Source organism: Microvirga vignae, from assembly GCF_001017175.1.
GTDB lineage: Bacteria > Pseudomonadota > Alphaproteobacteria > Rhizobiales > Beijerinckiaceae > Microvirga > Microvirga vignae.
Genome location: NZ_LCYG01000020.1, coordinates 114,323 through 131,102, shown reverse-complemented (window position 1 = coordinate 131,102; position 16,780 = coordinate 114,323). Strand labels below are relative to the sequence as shown.

Annotated in this window: 11 protein-coding genes; 3 read left to right on the top strand and 8 right to left on the bottom strand. The window is 56.1% G+C overall.

What is annotated here, in order from left to right; translation table 11 throughout:
• Nucleotides 1–393: 393 nt before the first annotated feature.
• The 8 genes from AA309_RS08810 to AA309_RS34145 form a co-directional block, all read right to left on the bottom strand.
• Nucleotides 394–1,743 (bottom strand): HlyD family type I secretion periplasmic adaptor subunit, encoded by a 1,350-nt coding sequence (locus AA309_RS08810; RefSeq protein ID WP_280136889.1) that lies wholly within the window; start codon nucleotides 1,741–1,743, stop codon nucleotides 394–396.
• 14 nt (nucleotides 1,744–1,757) lie between these two features.
• Entirely contained in the window at nucleotides 1,758–3,605 is a 1,848-nt protein-coding gene (locus AA309_RS08805) for a type I secretion system permease/ATPase (protein WP_047188624.1), read from the bottom strand.
• A 185-nt stretch (nucleotides 3,606–3,790) separates the two neighbouring features.
• Nucleotides 3,791–5,920, bottom strand: coding sequence for a calcium-binding protein (locus AA309_RS08800; RefSeq protein WP_150117454.1), 2,130 nt, complete (start codon nucleotides 5,918–5,920; stop codon nucleotides 3,791–3,793).
• 404 nt (nucleotides 5,921–6,324) lie between these two features.
• Nucleotides 6,325–6,594, bottom strand: a complete 270-nt coding sequence (locus tag AA309_RS08795; RefSeq protein ID WP_047188623.1) for a hypothetical protein — start codon at nucleotides 6,592–6,594, stop codon at nucleotides 6,325–6,327.
• A gap of 346 nt (nucleotides 6,595–6,940) precedes the next feature.
• Nucleotides 6,941–8,584, bottom strand: a complete 1,644-nt coding sequence (locus tag AA309_RS08790; RefSeq protein WP_150117453.1) for a GNAT family N-acetyltransferase — start codon at nucleotides 8,582–8,584, stop codon at nucleotides 6,941–6,943.
• On the bottom strand, nucleotides 8,571–9,296 hold the full coding sequence (locus AA309_RS08785) for a hypothetical protein (RefSeq protein WP_047188622.1): 726 nt from the start codon (nucleotides 9,294–9,296) through the stop codon (nucleotides 8,571–8,573). Before AA309_RS08785 ends, AA309_RS08790 begins: the two co-directional genes overlap by 14 nt.
• A gap of 203 nt (nucleotides 9,297–9,499) precedes the next feature.
• Complete coding sequence (locus tag AA309_RS08780) at nucleotides 9,500–10,183, bottom strand: hypothetical protein (protein ID WP_047188621.1); 684 nt, start codon at nucleotides 10,181–10,183, stop codon at nucleotides 9,500–9,502.
• A 299-nt stretch (nucleotides 10,184–10,482) separates the two neighbouring features.
• Nucleotides 10,483–11,475: a hypothetical protein gene (locus tag AA309_RS34145; RefSeq protein WP_150117452.1), complete on the bottom strand. Its 993-nt coding sequence runs from the start codon at nucleotides 11,473–11,475 to the stop codon at nucleotides 10,483–10,485.
• A gap of 1,338 nt (nucleotides 11,476–12,813) precedes the next feature.
• Between AA309_RS34145 and AA309_RS08770 the strand changes: the two genes are divergently transcribed.
• The 3 genes from AA309_RS08770 to AA309_RS08755 all read left to right on the top strand — a co-directional run bounded on the left by AA309_RS08770 (nucleotide 12,814) and on the right by AA309_RS08755 (nucleotide 16,611).
• Nucleotides 12,814–13,533 carry a response regulator transcription factor gene (locus AA309_RS08770; RefSeq protein ID WP_047188620.1) on the top strand — a complete coding sequence of 240 codons (720 nt, stop codon included), beginning with the start codon at nucleotides 12,814–12,816 and terminating at the stop codon, nucleotides 13,531–13,533.
• Nucleotides 13,534–14,272: 739 nt separating this feature from the next.
• Nucleotides 14,273–15,937, top strand: coding sequence for a sensor histidine kinase (locus tag AA309_RS08760; protein WP_047188618.1), 1,665 nt, complete (start codon nucleotides 14,273–14,275; stop codon nucleotides 15,935–15,937).
• Nucleotides 15,934–16,611, top strand: coding sequence for a LuxR C-terminal-related transcriptional regulator (locus tag AA309_RS08755; RefSeq protein ID WP_047188617.1), 678 nt, complete (start codon nucleotides 15,934–15,936; stop codon nucleotides 16,609–16,611). Before AA309_RS08760 ends, AA309_RS08755 begins: the two co-directional genes overlap by 4 nt.
• Nucleotides 16,612–16,780: the final 169 nt, after the last annotated feature.

The window sequence follows — 16,780 nt, the reverse complement described above, 5'->3', positions numbered from 1 at the left end:
GCTAGCTCTCTCAAAGGATTAGCACTCTCCAGTACAACCAACGTGGCAGAGGCAGTCGCCGATTGATACTTCTTCGCCTTAAAGGCCTCTCCTGCAGCAGGTCGCTTCCATGACGACGGGCGGCGGCACGAAGATAGGGGCGCACGTCGTTGGAATGGTCCCTTCAGTTTCCAGTGACGACCTGGGATTCCGTGGGCGTGCCGAAGATCCCAGCCTGAGGTATTCGTTCCTGAGCGCTGCTCCGGGATCACGGCCTTTTACACGCAAGCGCGATTTATCTCCATCCGGTGCAAGACGACGATGATCTGCTCTGGATTGAACCTCTTCTTCGCTATCGTGGAATCCCTTCGTCCAGACTAACTCTGCCTTGTGTTCAGGACGCCGGCAGGGTCTTCAGACCTCCCGTAGGCTCCGCCTCAATGCATCGGCGAATGGTTTGATCAAATACTGGACCAGGGTCTGCTCGCCAGTGACGATCAAGACCTCTGCTGGCATTCCGGGCACCAACTCGATACTTGGATCATTTCGTCTCACTTCCTCCCGGTCAACCTCGACGCGAGCGAGATAGTAGGGCTGGTGGGTACTCTCGTCGATGAGACGGTCGGCAGAAACGGACTTCACCACACCTGAAATTCGAGGCGCGGTGCGATTTGCATACGCAAGTAAATGCACCTGCGCCGGAAGGCCGACATGAACAACATCAATATCGTTCGGCGCAATACGCGCATCAATCAGAAGCATGTCGTCCGAGGGAACGATGTCCATGATAGGCTCGCCTTTTTGAACGACCCCGCCCTCCGTCTTGACCCGAAGGCCTACGACCTTTCCCGCAACCGGTGACCGGATAGTCGTCCTGTTCAGGATATCCTTGCTGGCGAGGAGGCGCTCGCCGTTTGTCGCCAGTTCAACGCGAGCTTGGTCAAGTTGAGCTGTGATTTGATCTGCGCGTTCCGCCTCGAAGGCTGCAATCTGAAGCTCTGTTTCGCCGATCTGCTGCCTGACGCGAGAAATGTTGCCAGTGTACTCGCCCTTTCGGCCGAGGATCTCAGCTTGCATGCGCTGCACCCGAAGCAATTCCGGTTTCGGGAGAATACCCTTTCGCTGGAGCTGTTCCTTGCCCTCTACCTCTTCGTTGAGTAACTCAAACTGCCGTGTCGCGCTTTGAACCTGCGCCTGCAATCCCAGAATCTGCTCTTGATACTGCTCGATGCGCTGCCGGAGGACTCGTACTCGAGACCGATGCATGGCGTGCCGGGTTTTGAGAAGTTGACGCTGCCCCTCGAGTATCTTGTGAAACCCTGAGTCATTGACGCTATCACGCAACTCGGACGGAACTTCCAATTCGTCTTGTCCCGCACGTTCAGCCAGCAACCGTGCACGTGTCACTAGGAGAGTTCGCTGCTGCTCCAGCAGCGTTTCGTATGTGGCACGCGGCTGAATGCTGGATAAAATGACGAGAGGTTGCCCGACGCTGACAGTATCGCCGTCGCGGACACGCAACGCCTCAACTATGCCTCCTTCTAGATGCTGGATTGTCTTGCGACTCCCGTCTGGGCTGATGATTGCAGGAGCGGAGGCACCAGCAGCGATCGGTACCACAGATCCGCATAAGCCAAATCCGAGCAGGAAAGCGGCAGTCAAGACACATCCTGCGCGCGTTGGTCCCCGAAGGCCGTGACGAAGATCCGCCCGATCATTTGTTATCGTCGGGAACCGATCCCGATCCCCCTCAACGACTCGCAACACCGGGACTGAGCTCATTGTGCACACCTGTTGGGTTCTGCATTTTCGGGTACAGATGCCGTGATCGGGGCAGGTCCTTCCGTATGACCTTCCTTAGACGTATCATTTTCCTCGACACTGGGAGTTTTATGCATTGGAACCGTTCCCGGTTTGCCACTGGTTGCGGCGAGCCCACGAAGCGTTTGCAAGACCTGCTCGCGTGGACCAAAGAGTTCGACGCGGCCGTCCTTTAGCAGGAGGATTTTGTCGGCCTGAGCCAATGTGGAGGGGCGATGCCCCACGATGATGAGAGCTGTGCCCTGCTGCTTCAATTCATGAAGGGTTGCGGCCAGAGCCGACTCACCGGCTTGGTCGAGATTGGCATTGGGCTCGTCAAGGACGATTAACCGTGGGTTTCTATATACGGCTCGTGCCAATCCCACGCGCTGGCGCTGCCCCCCTGAAAGGCCAGTTCCACCATCCCCGATCTGCGTCTCATATCCTTGCGGAAGGTGCTGGATAAGCTCATGTGCATGAGCCGTCATCGCGGCCTCTACCACAGCTTGGTCGTCAACCTGGCCCATCCTGGCGATGTTCTCGCGGACTGAAGTTGCGAAGAGCTCGATGTCCTGTGGTAAGTACCCAATGAATTGGCCAAGTTGATCCTGATCCCAGTGATCAATTTGCGATCCATCAATCCGGATCTGTCCGGAGGAAGGGATCGCGGTTCCAACCAGCAGACGGCAAAGAGTGCTCTTCCCGCCGGCCGATGGACCAATGATGGCCACCGCTTCGCCTGGCTCGACAACAAAGGAAACATTCCGCAATACGGGCCGCCGATCCTGCGGCAACAGATAGGTGACGTTCTCGACAGTGAGCCGGCCTGCCGGAGTGGGAAGCCTCGTCCGGTTGATATCCACCGGGCTATTCTGGAGTCGCAGTTTGAGGCGTCCATAAGCAATCCGGGCAGAAGAAAAGCCGCGCCATACCGACATGGCCAATTCGACCGGCGCAAGGGCGCGGCCCAGGAGGATCGACCCTGCGATCATCGCGCCAGGCGATAGCTCGCCCCTTAGAACGAGCCACGCCCCCAGTCCGAGAGCGGCGATCTGCACCAGAAAGCGCATAAACTTCGTCAGACCGACTAGAACTCCTCCGAGCTCCGCTGACGTCCGGATGGCGCTCTGAGCCAGAGCGTTCGAGTTCCTCCACCGCTCGACGATAGCGGGAAGCATGCCCATCGCGCAGACGACTTCGGCATTGCGGATGGCTGCTTCTGCCTGCTGGGTCGCTGAGATCTGAGCGAGATTTGCCGTGAGATTAGGTTTACGCGTTAAGAGATCGTTGGCGATGGTCAGCGCCAGAAGAATAATGGCCGAGCAAAGAGCCAATATTCCGAGTACCGGGTGCAGCATCCAGATCAGGATCACGAAGGCAGGAACCCACGGCGCGTCAAAGAACACTGTTAAGCCCTGAGTCGCAATGAAGGTCTGGACTTGGCTCAGGTCTCTCAGCGGCTGCGCGCCCGCAGTGTCTCCGAGAAGGCGGGCATTGACTCCGTTCGCGAGATACACAGGCCCGAGACGATTATAGAGCCAGCAGCCGATTCTGGCTGTGACGGCAGAGCGAAGCGAATCCAGGGCGCCAAGAAGGAGGAGAGCGATTGCAGCGAGACCCGTCAATGTTATCAGGGTCTCAAGATGGCCCGTTGTCAGCACCCGGTCATAGACCTGAAGCATGTAGATGGGCTGTGTCAACAGCAGTAGATTGATGACAAGACTGAACAAAGCCATGATCCAGAAGGCGGAGCGGCAAGCCGACAGGGCTTTATCGAGTTCAGTATCTTGGCGTGACGATCGTGTGATGCTGGCTTGCTGCGCCATGCTAACTTCTCCAAGCTTCGACAGACGGCTGGCAGGACTGTCGGCAGTCTCGGCGCCATCTGCGCCAGACGACATTGAGATCGCGCTTGACGTGTGCTCCAGTTAAAGGGAGCGTCTTGCTGTTCAGCGTTATGGCACGTGCGAGTACGCTTTCCGCCACCCGTACATGCCATCGCTGCTCGTGGTCAGGCGATCGAAGTTGGATCAACGATTGAGATATCACCACTGTTGAGGATGGCAGATGCCGCAGCCTGCGCTGCCGGAGTATTGGCCAACGATCCCACGACCACATAGGTGAGGTATGCTCCTCCTGCTCCCGTCAGCTTGAGCGCAAGGGTGCCAGCCGAATTGATCTGAGCCAGGCTTGCCGTGAACGCGCCGCCGACCTGAATGTCCTCGCCGGTCTGATACTGAGTGATGAACGACGTTCCGGCGAGAGTCCTGTAGGTGTCCAATCCGGCGCTTCCGCCATCTGTGATGCCGTCACCGATCAGTGTCTTCGACCCGGTTCCGTTCGAGATGAGCAGATCGGCCCCGCTGCCTCCTCGGAGGATGTCATCGCCGTTGCCGCTGATGAGGCGATTGCTGATGCTGCTGCCCCTCAGATCGTCGGTGAAGGCCGAACCGATCAGGTTCTCGATGCCATTGATAACATCTCCAGCTGCGTCCCCTCCGGCACCTGTTGTTGCTCCATTTGCGATGGCAGTCAACGTGACCAGGATGCCGGCCGACGACGCCGAATAGTCCGCCGTGTCGCCCGTGCCGTCACCACCGATCAATACGTCTGCTCCGGCGCCGCCGCGGAAGGTGTCATTGCCGTTCCCACCTTCCAGCCGGTTCGCGGCTGTGCTGCCAATCAGCAGATCGTCGAAGGCCGACCCGATCAGATTCTCGATCGTGCTGAGCTGATCGCCTTCAGCATCTCCGCCGAGGCCTGTCCCCGCCTGAAGGTTGACCGAAACTCCTGATGATGAGGTCGAGTATTCTGCTCCATCAACGCCGTCACCTCCCGTCAGAACATCGGCTCCGGCACCTCCCATGAGCGCATCATTGACCGAACTACCCGTCAGCGTATCGTTGAAGTCTGATCCGATGACACGCTCGATCGTGTTGAGCTTATCTCCTTCGGCATCGCCACCAGCGCCGGTTCCGAATCCGGCGGGATCAGCGTTGAGGGTGATGGAGACCGCAGCCCCCGAGGCCGAATAGTCGGCTGTATCGACGCCACCGTTTCCAATCAGAAAATCCGCACCGCCGCCACCGACGAGCCGGTCGTTGCCGCCGAACCCATCCAGCACATCCGCGATCGTGCTGCCGAGCAAAACGTCGTTCGACGACGAGCCGATGACTTTCTCGATTCCGGAAAGACTGTCTCCCTCAGCTTCACCTCCGTCTCCTGTGCCAGGGGCTGCGGGATCGGCGCTCAGCTGGATCGTAATCGCCTGCGACGATCCTGAGTAGTCAGCCGTATCAAAACCGAGACTGCCATTCAAAACATCCGCACCCGCCCCACCAACGAGCCGGTCGTCGTCCTCGCCGCCAACAAGCTCATCATCGCCGTCGTCGCCGAAAAGTTGGTCGTTTCCGGGGCCGCCGTTCAGAAGATCTGCACCCGCTCCGCCGACGAGCCTATCATCGTTCTCGCCACCAATAAGCTCATCGTCGCCGTCGCCGCCAAAAAGCTGATCGTTTCCGGCTCCCGCCAACAATGTGTCCTGCCCGAGGTCTCCGCGAAGGATGTCGTCCCCGCTGCTCGCCAGCAATTGATCGTCACCATCTCCACCGTCCAGGTCGTCATTGCCAAGTCCCCCGTCGAGCGTGTCATTGTCGGCACCTCCTCGCAGGGTGTCGTTATCCCCGGCACCAATGAGCATGTCGCTCCCGTAGCCGCCGAGAAGACTGTCACTCCCGTAGCCTCCGAGTAGGCTATCGTTGCCGCCACCGCCATGGAGCGTATCGTTGCCGTTGCCGCCATCGAGGATGTCGCCGCCTCCGACGGGACCGTCGATGCTGGCGGAATCCACCACGCCATCTTCATTAGCATCCGTGGCGTCACCGTAGATGACGTCGTTTCCATCGTTAGCCCTGAGAATGTCCGTGCCGGCACCTCCTGCCAGGGTATCGTTCGTGCCCGCGGCCGTGATCGTGTCATTGCCGTCGCCGCCGTCCAAGTAGTCACCACTGTCAGGACTGGTTGAGCCTCGTGCAATGCTCACTTGAATGATATCGGCACCTCCGAGGCCGTAAACCTGATAGCTGCCGGCTGTCGATATTTTTGAAAAGTCGCTCGATCCAGTAAGCCTGATTTTCGGCATGGCACATTCCCCATGAATTAACTACATCAACGCAGATCACGTTAGTGCTTTGCCGGGATAGTAGAGACTGCACTCACCAATACAACGACGCACACGGCTAACACCCTTTGACGTAGGCGATGCCCCAGCACGGGTGTGCTCATACTGTTGGCTAATCATCTTTGCGGGATCGTCATGCAGTCGGGCGAGCCGACAGAGATGTAAATGTGGGGAGGGTGAATGCATGCGACATGAAACATCTGGCGTCGCGACCGTAGCAGCTGCCGCACGAGGCTCTCGCAGCCCTCAGTGTTTTTCAATGCCGTGAAAGCACAAAACCCGGAGCAATCAGTCAGATTATCTCCAGACGAATAAAAGCCGGCGGCGGTCGCCCGCAGACGACCGCCGCCGCAATCACCTAGCCACTAGTCTACGGCAGAGATGACCGAAACGGAGGCATGCGACAGATAATCTGTCGTGAGGACCGCCATATCGATTTCCACAAGGGTGTTCTCGCCATAAGCTTCGGCGTCAACATTCACTTGGGTCAGGTTGTCCTTGATATCGACATCGGACTCGACCTTGATGTCGACGTCAACATCCTTCTTGAACTCGATATCCCACTCGAGCTCGACCTCAGCCTCGACCTCAATATCAATTTCCTTTTCGAATTCGAAATCTACGTCATAAGACATTTCCTGTCTCCCGTTACGAAGCCGGCAAGATCACCGACAAACGAAGCTTGAAATCGAAGCAGTTCAAAGTCAAAGATGCTAAAGTTTGATCAATCATTAGATATATATAGGAGCAACAACAGAATACTTGTAATTATTCCGATGGAGCATCTTTCTATGCCGCACAACGAGCGATTCAACTTGAGACGAATAAGCATTCAGAATATCGTTCCGCGGCGGCTAAAGGCATGCCAAACACGACGGGCCGAGTTCCGATGTGAGAACGAGCGTTCAACCCTGTAGTCAGGGGCGCATAGCGGGCGCGGATCACGATAGGCTGCGCTTTACCCAAAAAATTGGGCTTATCCTAGAAGCGCTCCAGAGCATTGTGCTCATAGATCCGTGTCGAGAGCACTGCCGATCTTGCGACGGCAACAGCTTTTGCATATGCAGTCCGTGCGTTGGTACCATCCGGCTGTAGATCGAGCGCCGCCTCGAACGATGCAACCGCATCCCGGTGCTGTCCAAGCTTGAGTTGAGTGACTCCAAGATTGTAGTATGCGTGGGGGAATGTCGGCTGCCGCCTTATGATCTCTTGATATGCGGCTGCCGCCTCGTTAAGCTTGGCTTGCGCCAGAAGCGATCGCGCCAGCATGGACCATGCTTTGCATGCGGCAGGTTCAGCAACGACAACGGCCTTAAATAGTTGCTCCGCAGCGCGGTGATTGCCTTTGACTGCCATCAACTGTCCCAAATGATAGAGCGCCATCGTACAATCAGGCTGCAGGTCGGAAGCCCTTCGATAAACACGTTCGGCCTCATCAAGTCGTCCCGCCCGATGAAGGGCGATCGCCTGCCGGAGCAGCAGAGGCAGGCTTCTTCTGTCCAATCTGTTCCCAAGATTGCGTCCGCTTTCCGTCCTTACGACAATGCACCTGATGTGGCGCTCATCAGCTCCGAAGGAGTACTTGTAGGCTTCGTTCCCCCTCAGGAAGTCATAGGTTGCGAAACCTGCGGCGATGGCCGTTCGGATACTGTACGCATGAAGGACAAGGCCAGGCGGAGGATTGTTAAGTCCTTCCATGCGGCCGCCCATGTAAAACAGAAGCGACTTGTTTTTCATGTCGATCAGACTGGCGAGTGCGCCGATTGGGACGCCATCCTTCCATAGAACTGGCAGAAACAGCAGACCGCTGTCGAAGCAGTCCATGAGCATGACACGGGCCACCTTGCGGATGCTCGCCAGACGTTCGCCCTTCCGGGATCCCCATTGGGCTTCCCAAAGACGGAGCAGAGTCCCTATGTCATGTTCGATGGTTTCTGCCGTGGTATTCGTGATGCGGAACTCATGCGAGGTCTCCACATGCCTCAGAAACCGCCTGATCTTCTGCCTCAAGTTCGGGCGCAATCCATTGTTCAGGTAGACTTCCCAATCTTTCGGGAGTTCAACGCGCGGGCACACACTGTTGTCAATGCCGTCGGTATTCACCAGTGACGTGATTCCTATCCGGAATGAACCTCGCGGAAAATGTCTCAGAAGCGAATTGAGACGCTCGCTCGATGCGAGGACATGTGTAAGATTGAGGTCCGCCCAATTCAGCGTCTTAATGTGTGTCGCAAAAGCTGCCGCCACATCGTGCACGATTCCTGGCACACAGATGAAGCCGGTGTAGTCGGCTCCCGGTGCCCCGGCCATTGTGATTTCATTGTAGAACTCGCCATTCTCCCTCGTCTTGAGTCTGAGGCGGAGAGGAAAGAAGCCAACATAGCTGATGGCGTCGTTCGTCGGCTTCGCGGCCAGCACGAACCATGGAGAATCAAGGCGCTCGAGGTGTTTGAAGAGCCAAACCGATGACAGAAAGAATTGTGCCTCCGGATCGGCTTCATATACGGCGTCCCAGTCATCCCGGAGCGATGAGAGCGTCTGTATGTCACTGATGACATCAATTTGCATGTCTTTCACTCTCCATCTTAGATGACTTTGCGGCCGGGCTGGATCAGCCCACGCCAAACCAGGCGTAGCCGCCGATCACGGACAACTCGTCCTCGATAGTCAGTGCGGAGGCGTCAACAAGAACGAGGGATTCGTCACCATATGCCGTTGCATCGATCTCGATAACGGCGAGGTTGCCATCCAGATCGACCGACGTGGAAGCATCTGACAGGCTCGGTTCATCTGCCTCAACGACATTGGATTGCTCGTCGGAGCCACCGTCAAGGGATCCGCTGCTTACGTCCGAGTCGCCGGAGGCATTCGACAGATCAAAATCAACAACCAGAAGGTCGGTCGTTGACGTCTCCGTCCATGTGGACTTGTCGGACGTTTGGACGGTCTCGGAGGATGCCGAAGTGACGGTCACAAGCGTGTCTGACGGAGATGCCTCACCGTAGGTGCTGGCGGATGCATAAGCGAGTTCGCCGTCGGATGCCTCGCCGGTGGCAGTAAAACTGGCAGATCCCTCTGCGATAACAGCGGTCCCTGTATCAGTGACCTCGCCCTCGATGGTCCCGATCGCCGACGTGTCATCGCCAACGGCGATTGCTTCGCCGCCCAGGACGGCAACCGTGCCGTCGTCGCTGTCCGTACCCAGAGACCCGGTCTGAATACCGATCGTCGTGTCATTACTCTGAGTACGAACGATGGAATCGCCCGCCGGGTCCGTCGAATTCGTCACGGAAGATACGGATGTCGTGGATTGGTATGAACTGCTGACCTTCATCATCTATCCTCCTGACGGAGCGATTCCGAGCCCCAGAAGTACTGAAGTCGAGGGAGCATTGAAATAGACGCAATGGGTGATCCACCTAACGATCGTCATGCGGGTGAGAAGTTGGTCATGATAGATGACAGGTGAGGCGCCGCTTCGGTGGCAGTGAGAGCGGACTAAAGTCAGTCTCTGCGGCGCATATCGATCAACATCGGTCTTCAAGCCACTTCGGTGATCACGATCGCGCTGACCGTAGAGAGGCTGTCCTCCATCGAAAGAGCGGAGGCATCGGTGCCGATATAGGTATGTTCTGCCTCGGCTTTCGCGTCAACGTCGAGAATTGCCAGGTTGCCATCGCTCGGGAGTGCCGTGGGTGGATCCCCTTTCTCGATCGTCTTATCGACTGTTATTGGACCGCGCGGCAGGTCCACCTTCTCGATGTCAATCGCGAGATAAACGGTTCGGGATGTTTCGCCCGAATAAGTCTGAAGCGCCTCTTGTCCATTGTATGAGGAGACTTTCGTGCGGGTCAGGAAGATATCTGCGCCTGACGCAGACGCATAGGAGTCAGCGGCTGCGTATGTTGGATCACCGCCGGTTGTCTTCGCGGCTGCCGTGAATTCGGCGGAGCCAAAGCTTATCTTGACCGCGCCTTTGTCGAACGTCCGAGTGGTGACTTCTCCGCTTGCGCTGGTGCTCTCCCCCACGGCGGTCGCTTCGCCACCAATCATGGTCTGCATCTTGCTGTTCGTATCTGTGCTGAGGGCATTCGGCGTTGGAGCTGGTTGCTTGGCCGCATCGCCTGTAGGGCCATCGGCTAACGACGAAGCACTGCTGCTTGCGGATGACAGAGATCCTGTTATTTTCGCGAAAGCATTAGAAAACATCTTTGCCTTGGCCATCCTGTTTCTCCTTCCGAAATTGTCAACCGCTCGTGCGAGGTCGTTGCAAAGAGAGCAGATCCATAGGCCGAATAGAACGTGTGCAGTCAGTGATCAAACTTATGATTTAGGCTGACGCGACGTCAAACCATCGTGGATTATCCTTGTGATACTTGGCGTCAGAATTGCCTGCAAACGTTTCATATCAAGACGAGAGACCGCAGCATCTGATGCATCCGGCCGTGCAGATCAGGAAGGCTCTGCAGATGGCGGCTATGCACGGCAGCGGCGTTTGGCCCAACGATTTTGATGTAAAGCGGTCAGCGTAACATGGGGGACGCAGCCACCTCCCGATCCGCCGGCATTCGACTCTGCTCATAGAATTTCCGAGCCTTCTCCGGATCGCCGGGAACGCCGCGCACCTGCCATCGAGCAAGCACACTTGGATCGTAGGTCTGAGCGAGGAGATAAGCTCCGCGAGCACTACCGCGCTCTGCAGCGCGCTCCAGCAGAAGGCGGGCGCCGCTGATGTCGCGAGCTTGCAGGAGCGCCTCGGCACGGTCGACCAGGCGCTGCTCGTTCGCGGAACTGGTTTGCGACGAAGACGGGATCGATAATACTGAGGCGGTGCGATCGTTCTCGGTGGATGGTGCCGGGAGAGGAGCTGTCATCGGTTCCGCGTTCGCCCGATCTGCAGGCTCTGCGGGTGTTATCTCCGTGCCAGCCGCCTGGGTGGCTTCCGGTGCAGGCATTACGAGGAGGGGTGCCGTTCCCCATGAAAAGGATGGACGAAGACGCAGCGCGCCCAGCTCTTCACGTGCCAAAGCGAGTTCGTGAGCGAGCGCATCAGCGCGCTCCCGTTCACGCTCCAAGGCCACTCGGTTCTCGGCAGCGAGTTCCTCAGCCATCTTGACGAGGCGCTCAACAGGGGCTGGTGCAGGACTGTCTGCGGTTGGCGGCGCTGGAACGCCGTGCGGAACCTCGAGCGACAATGAAGGCTCCGTCTCAGGCGCTGGCATGACATCTGGTTTCTCTTCCACGGAAAGCCCGTCGGGCAGCGTCGCAGCGCGCTGTGCTTCCTCGCTCGGTTCGCCGGCAGGGACCTCCTCGTCCGGCGATAGCGGCTCGGGTTGTTGCTCTGTGACTGTTGCGGCTGAGGTTTCCTCCCGGCTCAACCCCTCTGCAGCGGCGGGAATCGGGTCCGCAGAAGGATCTGTCGTGTTCAGCACTGGAGCAGCGGGTCCGGGCACAGAGACGGTCGGCGACGGCGGTGACGCAGCACCAGTCTCCTCGGGCGTGCTTTCGGTGATCATCCCGTCAGCCTCATTCCGGACTGACACGACATCGGTGGCGGGAAGAGGTGCGACCGGAAGGCTCAGGATAGCGTCGGTCGCGGGCTCGGCTGATTGAACATCAACGGGAGCTGGTGGGGCAAGGCTTTCAGAAGAGATCGCCGTTATGGCAGGTTTCTCCGCTACTTCGGACGGCACCGCTTCATTCTGTGGGAAGTTTGTCTGTGGAATATCAGCTTGGACTACGATCGTGCTGCCTTGCAGGGGATTGCTCGCTGTCCGTCCTTTCCGACCAAACACTTGCGCGACGGACTCCGACAGGAGACCCGGCATCCAGACAATTACCAGCACTACGACTGCCACAATCTGAGCGGTGATGACCGCAGGTCCCATAAGTTGTAGCCAGGGTGCCAAAACCGACGGATAGGTAGGCATCTGCGCGGAAATGCTTCCGTCGGCTCGAGATTCCACTAAAGGTGCAGCCTCCTGCGGCTTGGCTATCGCAGCGTGCTGGTCGGGTGTCTGAGCTGCGAATGTGCCAAGAGTACCAAGAGAAAAATCGTGACTCGCCTCAGCTGCCTGTGAAGCCAGGAGATAGGCGAGCTCATCCGCAGCCGAGGAAGCAGGTTCCCTGGAGAGCTTGTGATTTGACTCCGTCGCAAGCTGTCGAGCCGCCATAACGGCTTGGTCGAGTCTCTCGTAGGCGCTCTCGACGCGGCTTGCATCGAAATGTAGGCCTGTATCACTCATGACGAGGCTCCGCTGCAAGCGGTGTCCTAGATGTCGCTAGATAATCCAGTGGTTCGCCACGTCTGTACGGACAGCAGGGCGTAACTTCCCAGGCTTTTGCGACGAGCAACAATCGCAATCCCGTGAGGGCCGACGCAATCTATCAGAAGAGTGAAAGCTCAGTGCGAATATATCGTGAGTAGGAATAGTGCTGTCTTTTGGGGAAATAGGAGTTGAATTGAAAGGGTGTCCGGACCCGACAGATGGAAACAAGTTCCTATCCGCCGGTCACGCGATCCAATAGGCAAATAAACTCATGACCTGATCAGTGTCCACCTTATATAAATACGCTTGACCCAGAAGATCGCCGCCATTTCGTGCATCAACATCAGATATGTTCGTCTGAATACACTAATTATTAGGATATAATTCAACTAGAACGAATGATAAAACCATTAGACTTCTAATAAAGTGGTATAACTTTGGGTAAATAGCCAAGCCCCGCAACTCTTGGTTATCAGTAGTAGATCCGCACCTAGAACCTAGGTTTCAGCGGTAAGTTCAGCGTTTTAAACAACAAAGTTGCATTGGCAGCCAGATAACATTTTTGGTGGCTTGGGAGAGACCAAAATGAACGTGACGCCTGAAAACGCCACTGATGCTACAGCAATGATCCTCGATGTGAGGAGCCTCAGGCGGGCAGGCTTGGTAAGCCTTCTGGAGGCGTGGGCTCGCTCCTGTGGATTGACGCTCAAGGCGTCGGATTTTCGCGAGAATGGGTTGGTAGAAAATTGCAAGATGATCATGCTCAGCGTCGGCAACTGCACGTTATGTGATCCAAGCCTCGTGCAGAAAATCGATGCTATCCGGGCTCAACAGCCAGAGGCAGTTCTTGTTGCGATATCTGATCGAGAGGATCCTGATGAAATGCTTCGCGCTTTTCAGATCGGGATCCACGGCTTCATTCCAACGAACCTGGAGCCCACCGTCGCTCTTCAGGCCCTAACGTTTCTCTTAAGCGGCGGCTCATTTTTTCCACCAGCCGTCCTCCAGCGTTTTTTGCAGCATGCGGACATAGCAATCCATGATTCAGAGCCGCAGGTCGAGAGAGCGGAGATAGCAGAAGTTAGGTCGTCGCATGGCCTCACGATGCGCCAGCAGGAGGTGCTTGAACTCTTGCGACATGGAATTTCCAACAAGTTGATCGCGCGGGAGCTCCACATGACCGAGGCCACGGTCAAAGTGCATGTTCGACAGATCATGCGGAAGCTTGGCGCAGCAAACCGTACGCAGGTTGCGGTCATTGTCGCAACGGACACGTCGAAAGCGAAGGCTCTAGAACTGAACTAGAACTGAACCAGCCTTGGCCCACCTGATGTGCGGGATACGAAACCTTCCACTCCGGGAAGATCGGCGACCTGAGGTACGACCCGACCTTGTGATGAGTTCTTGTCGAACGGGACAATCAGATGGAGCATGCTGCCCCTTTTCCAGTTGACCGATGCCCGGCACGTCTTCGAAGCATCGTGCTGGCCGAATTTGCCGGACGCATTCCAAGCCTGCAGGAAGTGAAAAGTATTCCTGATAAGGAATGGTTGAAGAGGCCCGGAGTGGGGCCAAAAATTCTTGGAGAGCTACGCCGTCTTACTGGCGCCCAGTTGGACGAGGTTAGAAGTCAACCTCTCTCCGTTGTGCCTGTCGATGAGTTATTCTTTCGACTGGCCAGGCTCCAGGAGGAGGCACGAGCTGTCACCTATGAGATCTGGATGAGGACCAAGCCATCCCACCCTGAAGATTGCTGAAACTCCAGGGTCGATCCCGGCGCTTAGGTTTCAGGATCCCACCGCGATTGCCGTAGCAGTTCTACCGAATACCCTTTGACGCTCAATGCTCAGCGATTTCCAATCGATGGTCCAATGGAGTTATCCATTCGGTTCCAGGACATACTTGGGATAGGGCATATTTACTCCCCATGATCTAAGAATAACACCTCAGGTCGATAGGACTACGCCCCTCGCGCTAATTATCATGGGCAATCTTTCATAGCATCGACAATATCTTCATCGTGTTGTGCTGGACCATGAATGTTATGGCCAAGCCTGAGGACTCTCTTCTTCGGCGCCTTTTAACGGTGCCGCCGATCCGTGTCATCGTTCTTGCGCGGCTGCTGATGGCGATCTTTGCGCTCGCTGCGATCACGTTAGATTTCCCTCAGATTACCCGAAGTGCAGCGCCAAATTATATTATTGCTATTGCCTATTTGGTATTTGCGTTTGTCAGCTTTTATATAGTTATGCAAGGACCTCCAGCCAATCGAGAACAGATCCTTGCCCATACCATCGATGTTGTCTGCATTTGCCTTCTGATGTATTTCAATCACGGGCTAGCCAGCCCGTTTCTGCTGTACTTTACTTTTCTTATTGCGTCAGCCACGCTTCGATGGGACTGGCGCGGTGCAATCTTTACGACGGGGTTGCTCGTGTTGATCTTTTTCCTTGTCATGGGAATTGAACGCCAGGGTTTCACGGAAAGAGACAACGAACTCAGCCTAAGCCAGGCTATCCTCCGGCCGGCCAATCTGCTGGTCGCAGGCATTATGCTGGGTTATGTGGGCGCATTGCAGGAGCGCAGCCGTCTTCGCTTGGCCCAACTCGTCGCATGGCCGGGGCCTGAGCACAGGCAAGATGTTCCCGTTCCAATCATATCTGCGCTCGAACATGCGGCCGACATTCTTTGTGCCCCACGAATGCTAATCATTTGGGAGCAGCCTGATGAGCCATTCCGCGACGTTGTGTACTGGTCAAAACAAGGCATTCAGTACAGTCGCGAGCGCTCCGATCGGTTCGGTACGATCGTTGCCGAAGGTATGGCGCGCAAAAGCTTCTTATACACCCCTCGCGTACAACGGGTGAGCGCGGAAGAATTGATCAATGAGGATCTTCGGCAGACTTTCTCGATTCAGAGAGCCCTGTCTGCTCCATTTCAGCTCCCGGTTTGTAGCGGCCGAATTTTCTTACTCGATCCGCTTGATGAGAGTTCTCCGGACGACCTTTTGCTCGCTGAGCTGATTGCAACACGGCTTGGCGTCGATCTCGAGCACCATCTCTTACGTAGTGAGCGTGAAATGACTGTTGCTCTCAACGAGAGAGCTCGCTTGGCGCGAGATTTGCACGACGGTGTTCTGCAAGGGCTGGCTGCTGCTGACATTCATCTGATGATCAGCATGAACAAGGCTAGTGAGCAGAGCAAGGAGCACCTAGCTCGCACTCGACAGATTCTCACTGCCGAGCAACAGCGGATTCGAGCCTTCATCGAGATGACACGGTCGGGCGCGAATACCCCCTCAAGGCCGGCAGATCTTGGCAGCCAGATCAGAAGTCTGCTCAGCGATCTTAGCGAGCAATGGGATTGCGATGTGGATGTGACGGTTGACCCTCCCGGTTTACAAACTGCAGAACATATAGCGCGCAACGTATGCTATCTGTTAGCCGAGGCGCTCTCCAATGCTGTCCGGCACGGCAAGGCATCCCATATTGATATTGCCGTTCGGGCTGAGTCGGGCAGCCTTAATCTCAGGATCAGAGACAACGGATGCGGGTTTCCGGGCCTCAGCGGTCGATACTCGGATGATGAACTGGCAGCCCACAGAATCGGCCCCCTTTCACTCCGCACCCGTTCCGAGGAATTAGGCGGCTCCCTTACCCTCGAAGTCTCTCCCTCGGGTATTGAGATAACCATTGAGATCCCGCTGTGAAAACCGCCTTCCGGCCTCTTCGGGTTGTGTTAGCTGATGATCACCCCGTTTTCCTGGGGGGGCTTAGAACGTTGATTCAAACAGATCCGATGTTTGAGATTGCTGCCGAATGCCTTGATGGCATAACGGCGCTTCAAGCTATCCAAGATCTAAGACCCGAATTGGCTATTTTAGACTTCGCAATGCCGGGTCTCAGCGGAGTTGAAGTTCTTGTAGCTCTTGGCGATGAGATTCCTACTCGTATCATTTTTCTTACCGCATCCGTTAATGACAGCCAGATTGCGGAAGCCATCGCGCGTGGAGCTTATGGGTTAATGCTCAAGGATGCAGCAGCGGATACGCTGCTTAAATCCATGCGTGAAACTGCGATGGGCAATCGCTGGTTTCCAACAGATATCGTAAATTCTGAGATCGGGCTTTTGGAAGAGCAGTTTGAGAGAAACGAACAGACCATCAGCACACTGACGCCGCGCGAGTGTGAAATTATTCACCTCGTTGCGGAGGGGCTGTCTAATAAAGAGATCGGATCACAGATCGGTGTCACCGAAGGAACTGTGAAAATGCATCTGCATAACATCTATCGAAAGATAAATATCAACAACCGAACGGCTCTTGCTGCCTGGGCGCTCAGTTATGGAAATCATGCGAAGATCATCGGCTCTAAAAAATATTGATGCCGTTCGAAGGGCGAGTGGCGCGACTCTTCCTGCTGATAATCGAGCGGATCAGTTCGGTAGCACACACTTGATGCATCCTGGGGCCGGGTCGGTAGCAACGGGCAGTGCTTGGTCGGGATCGATATCGGTGAGGTACGGCAGGGCAGGCGCTTGACGCTCTCGCTTG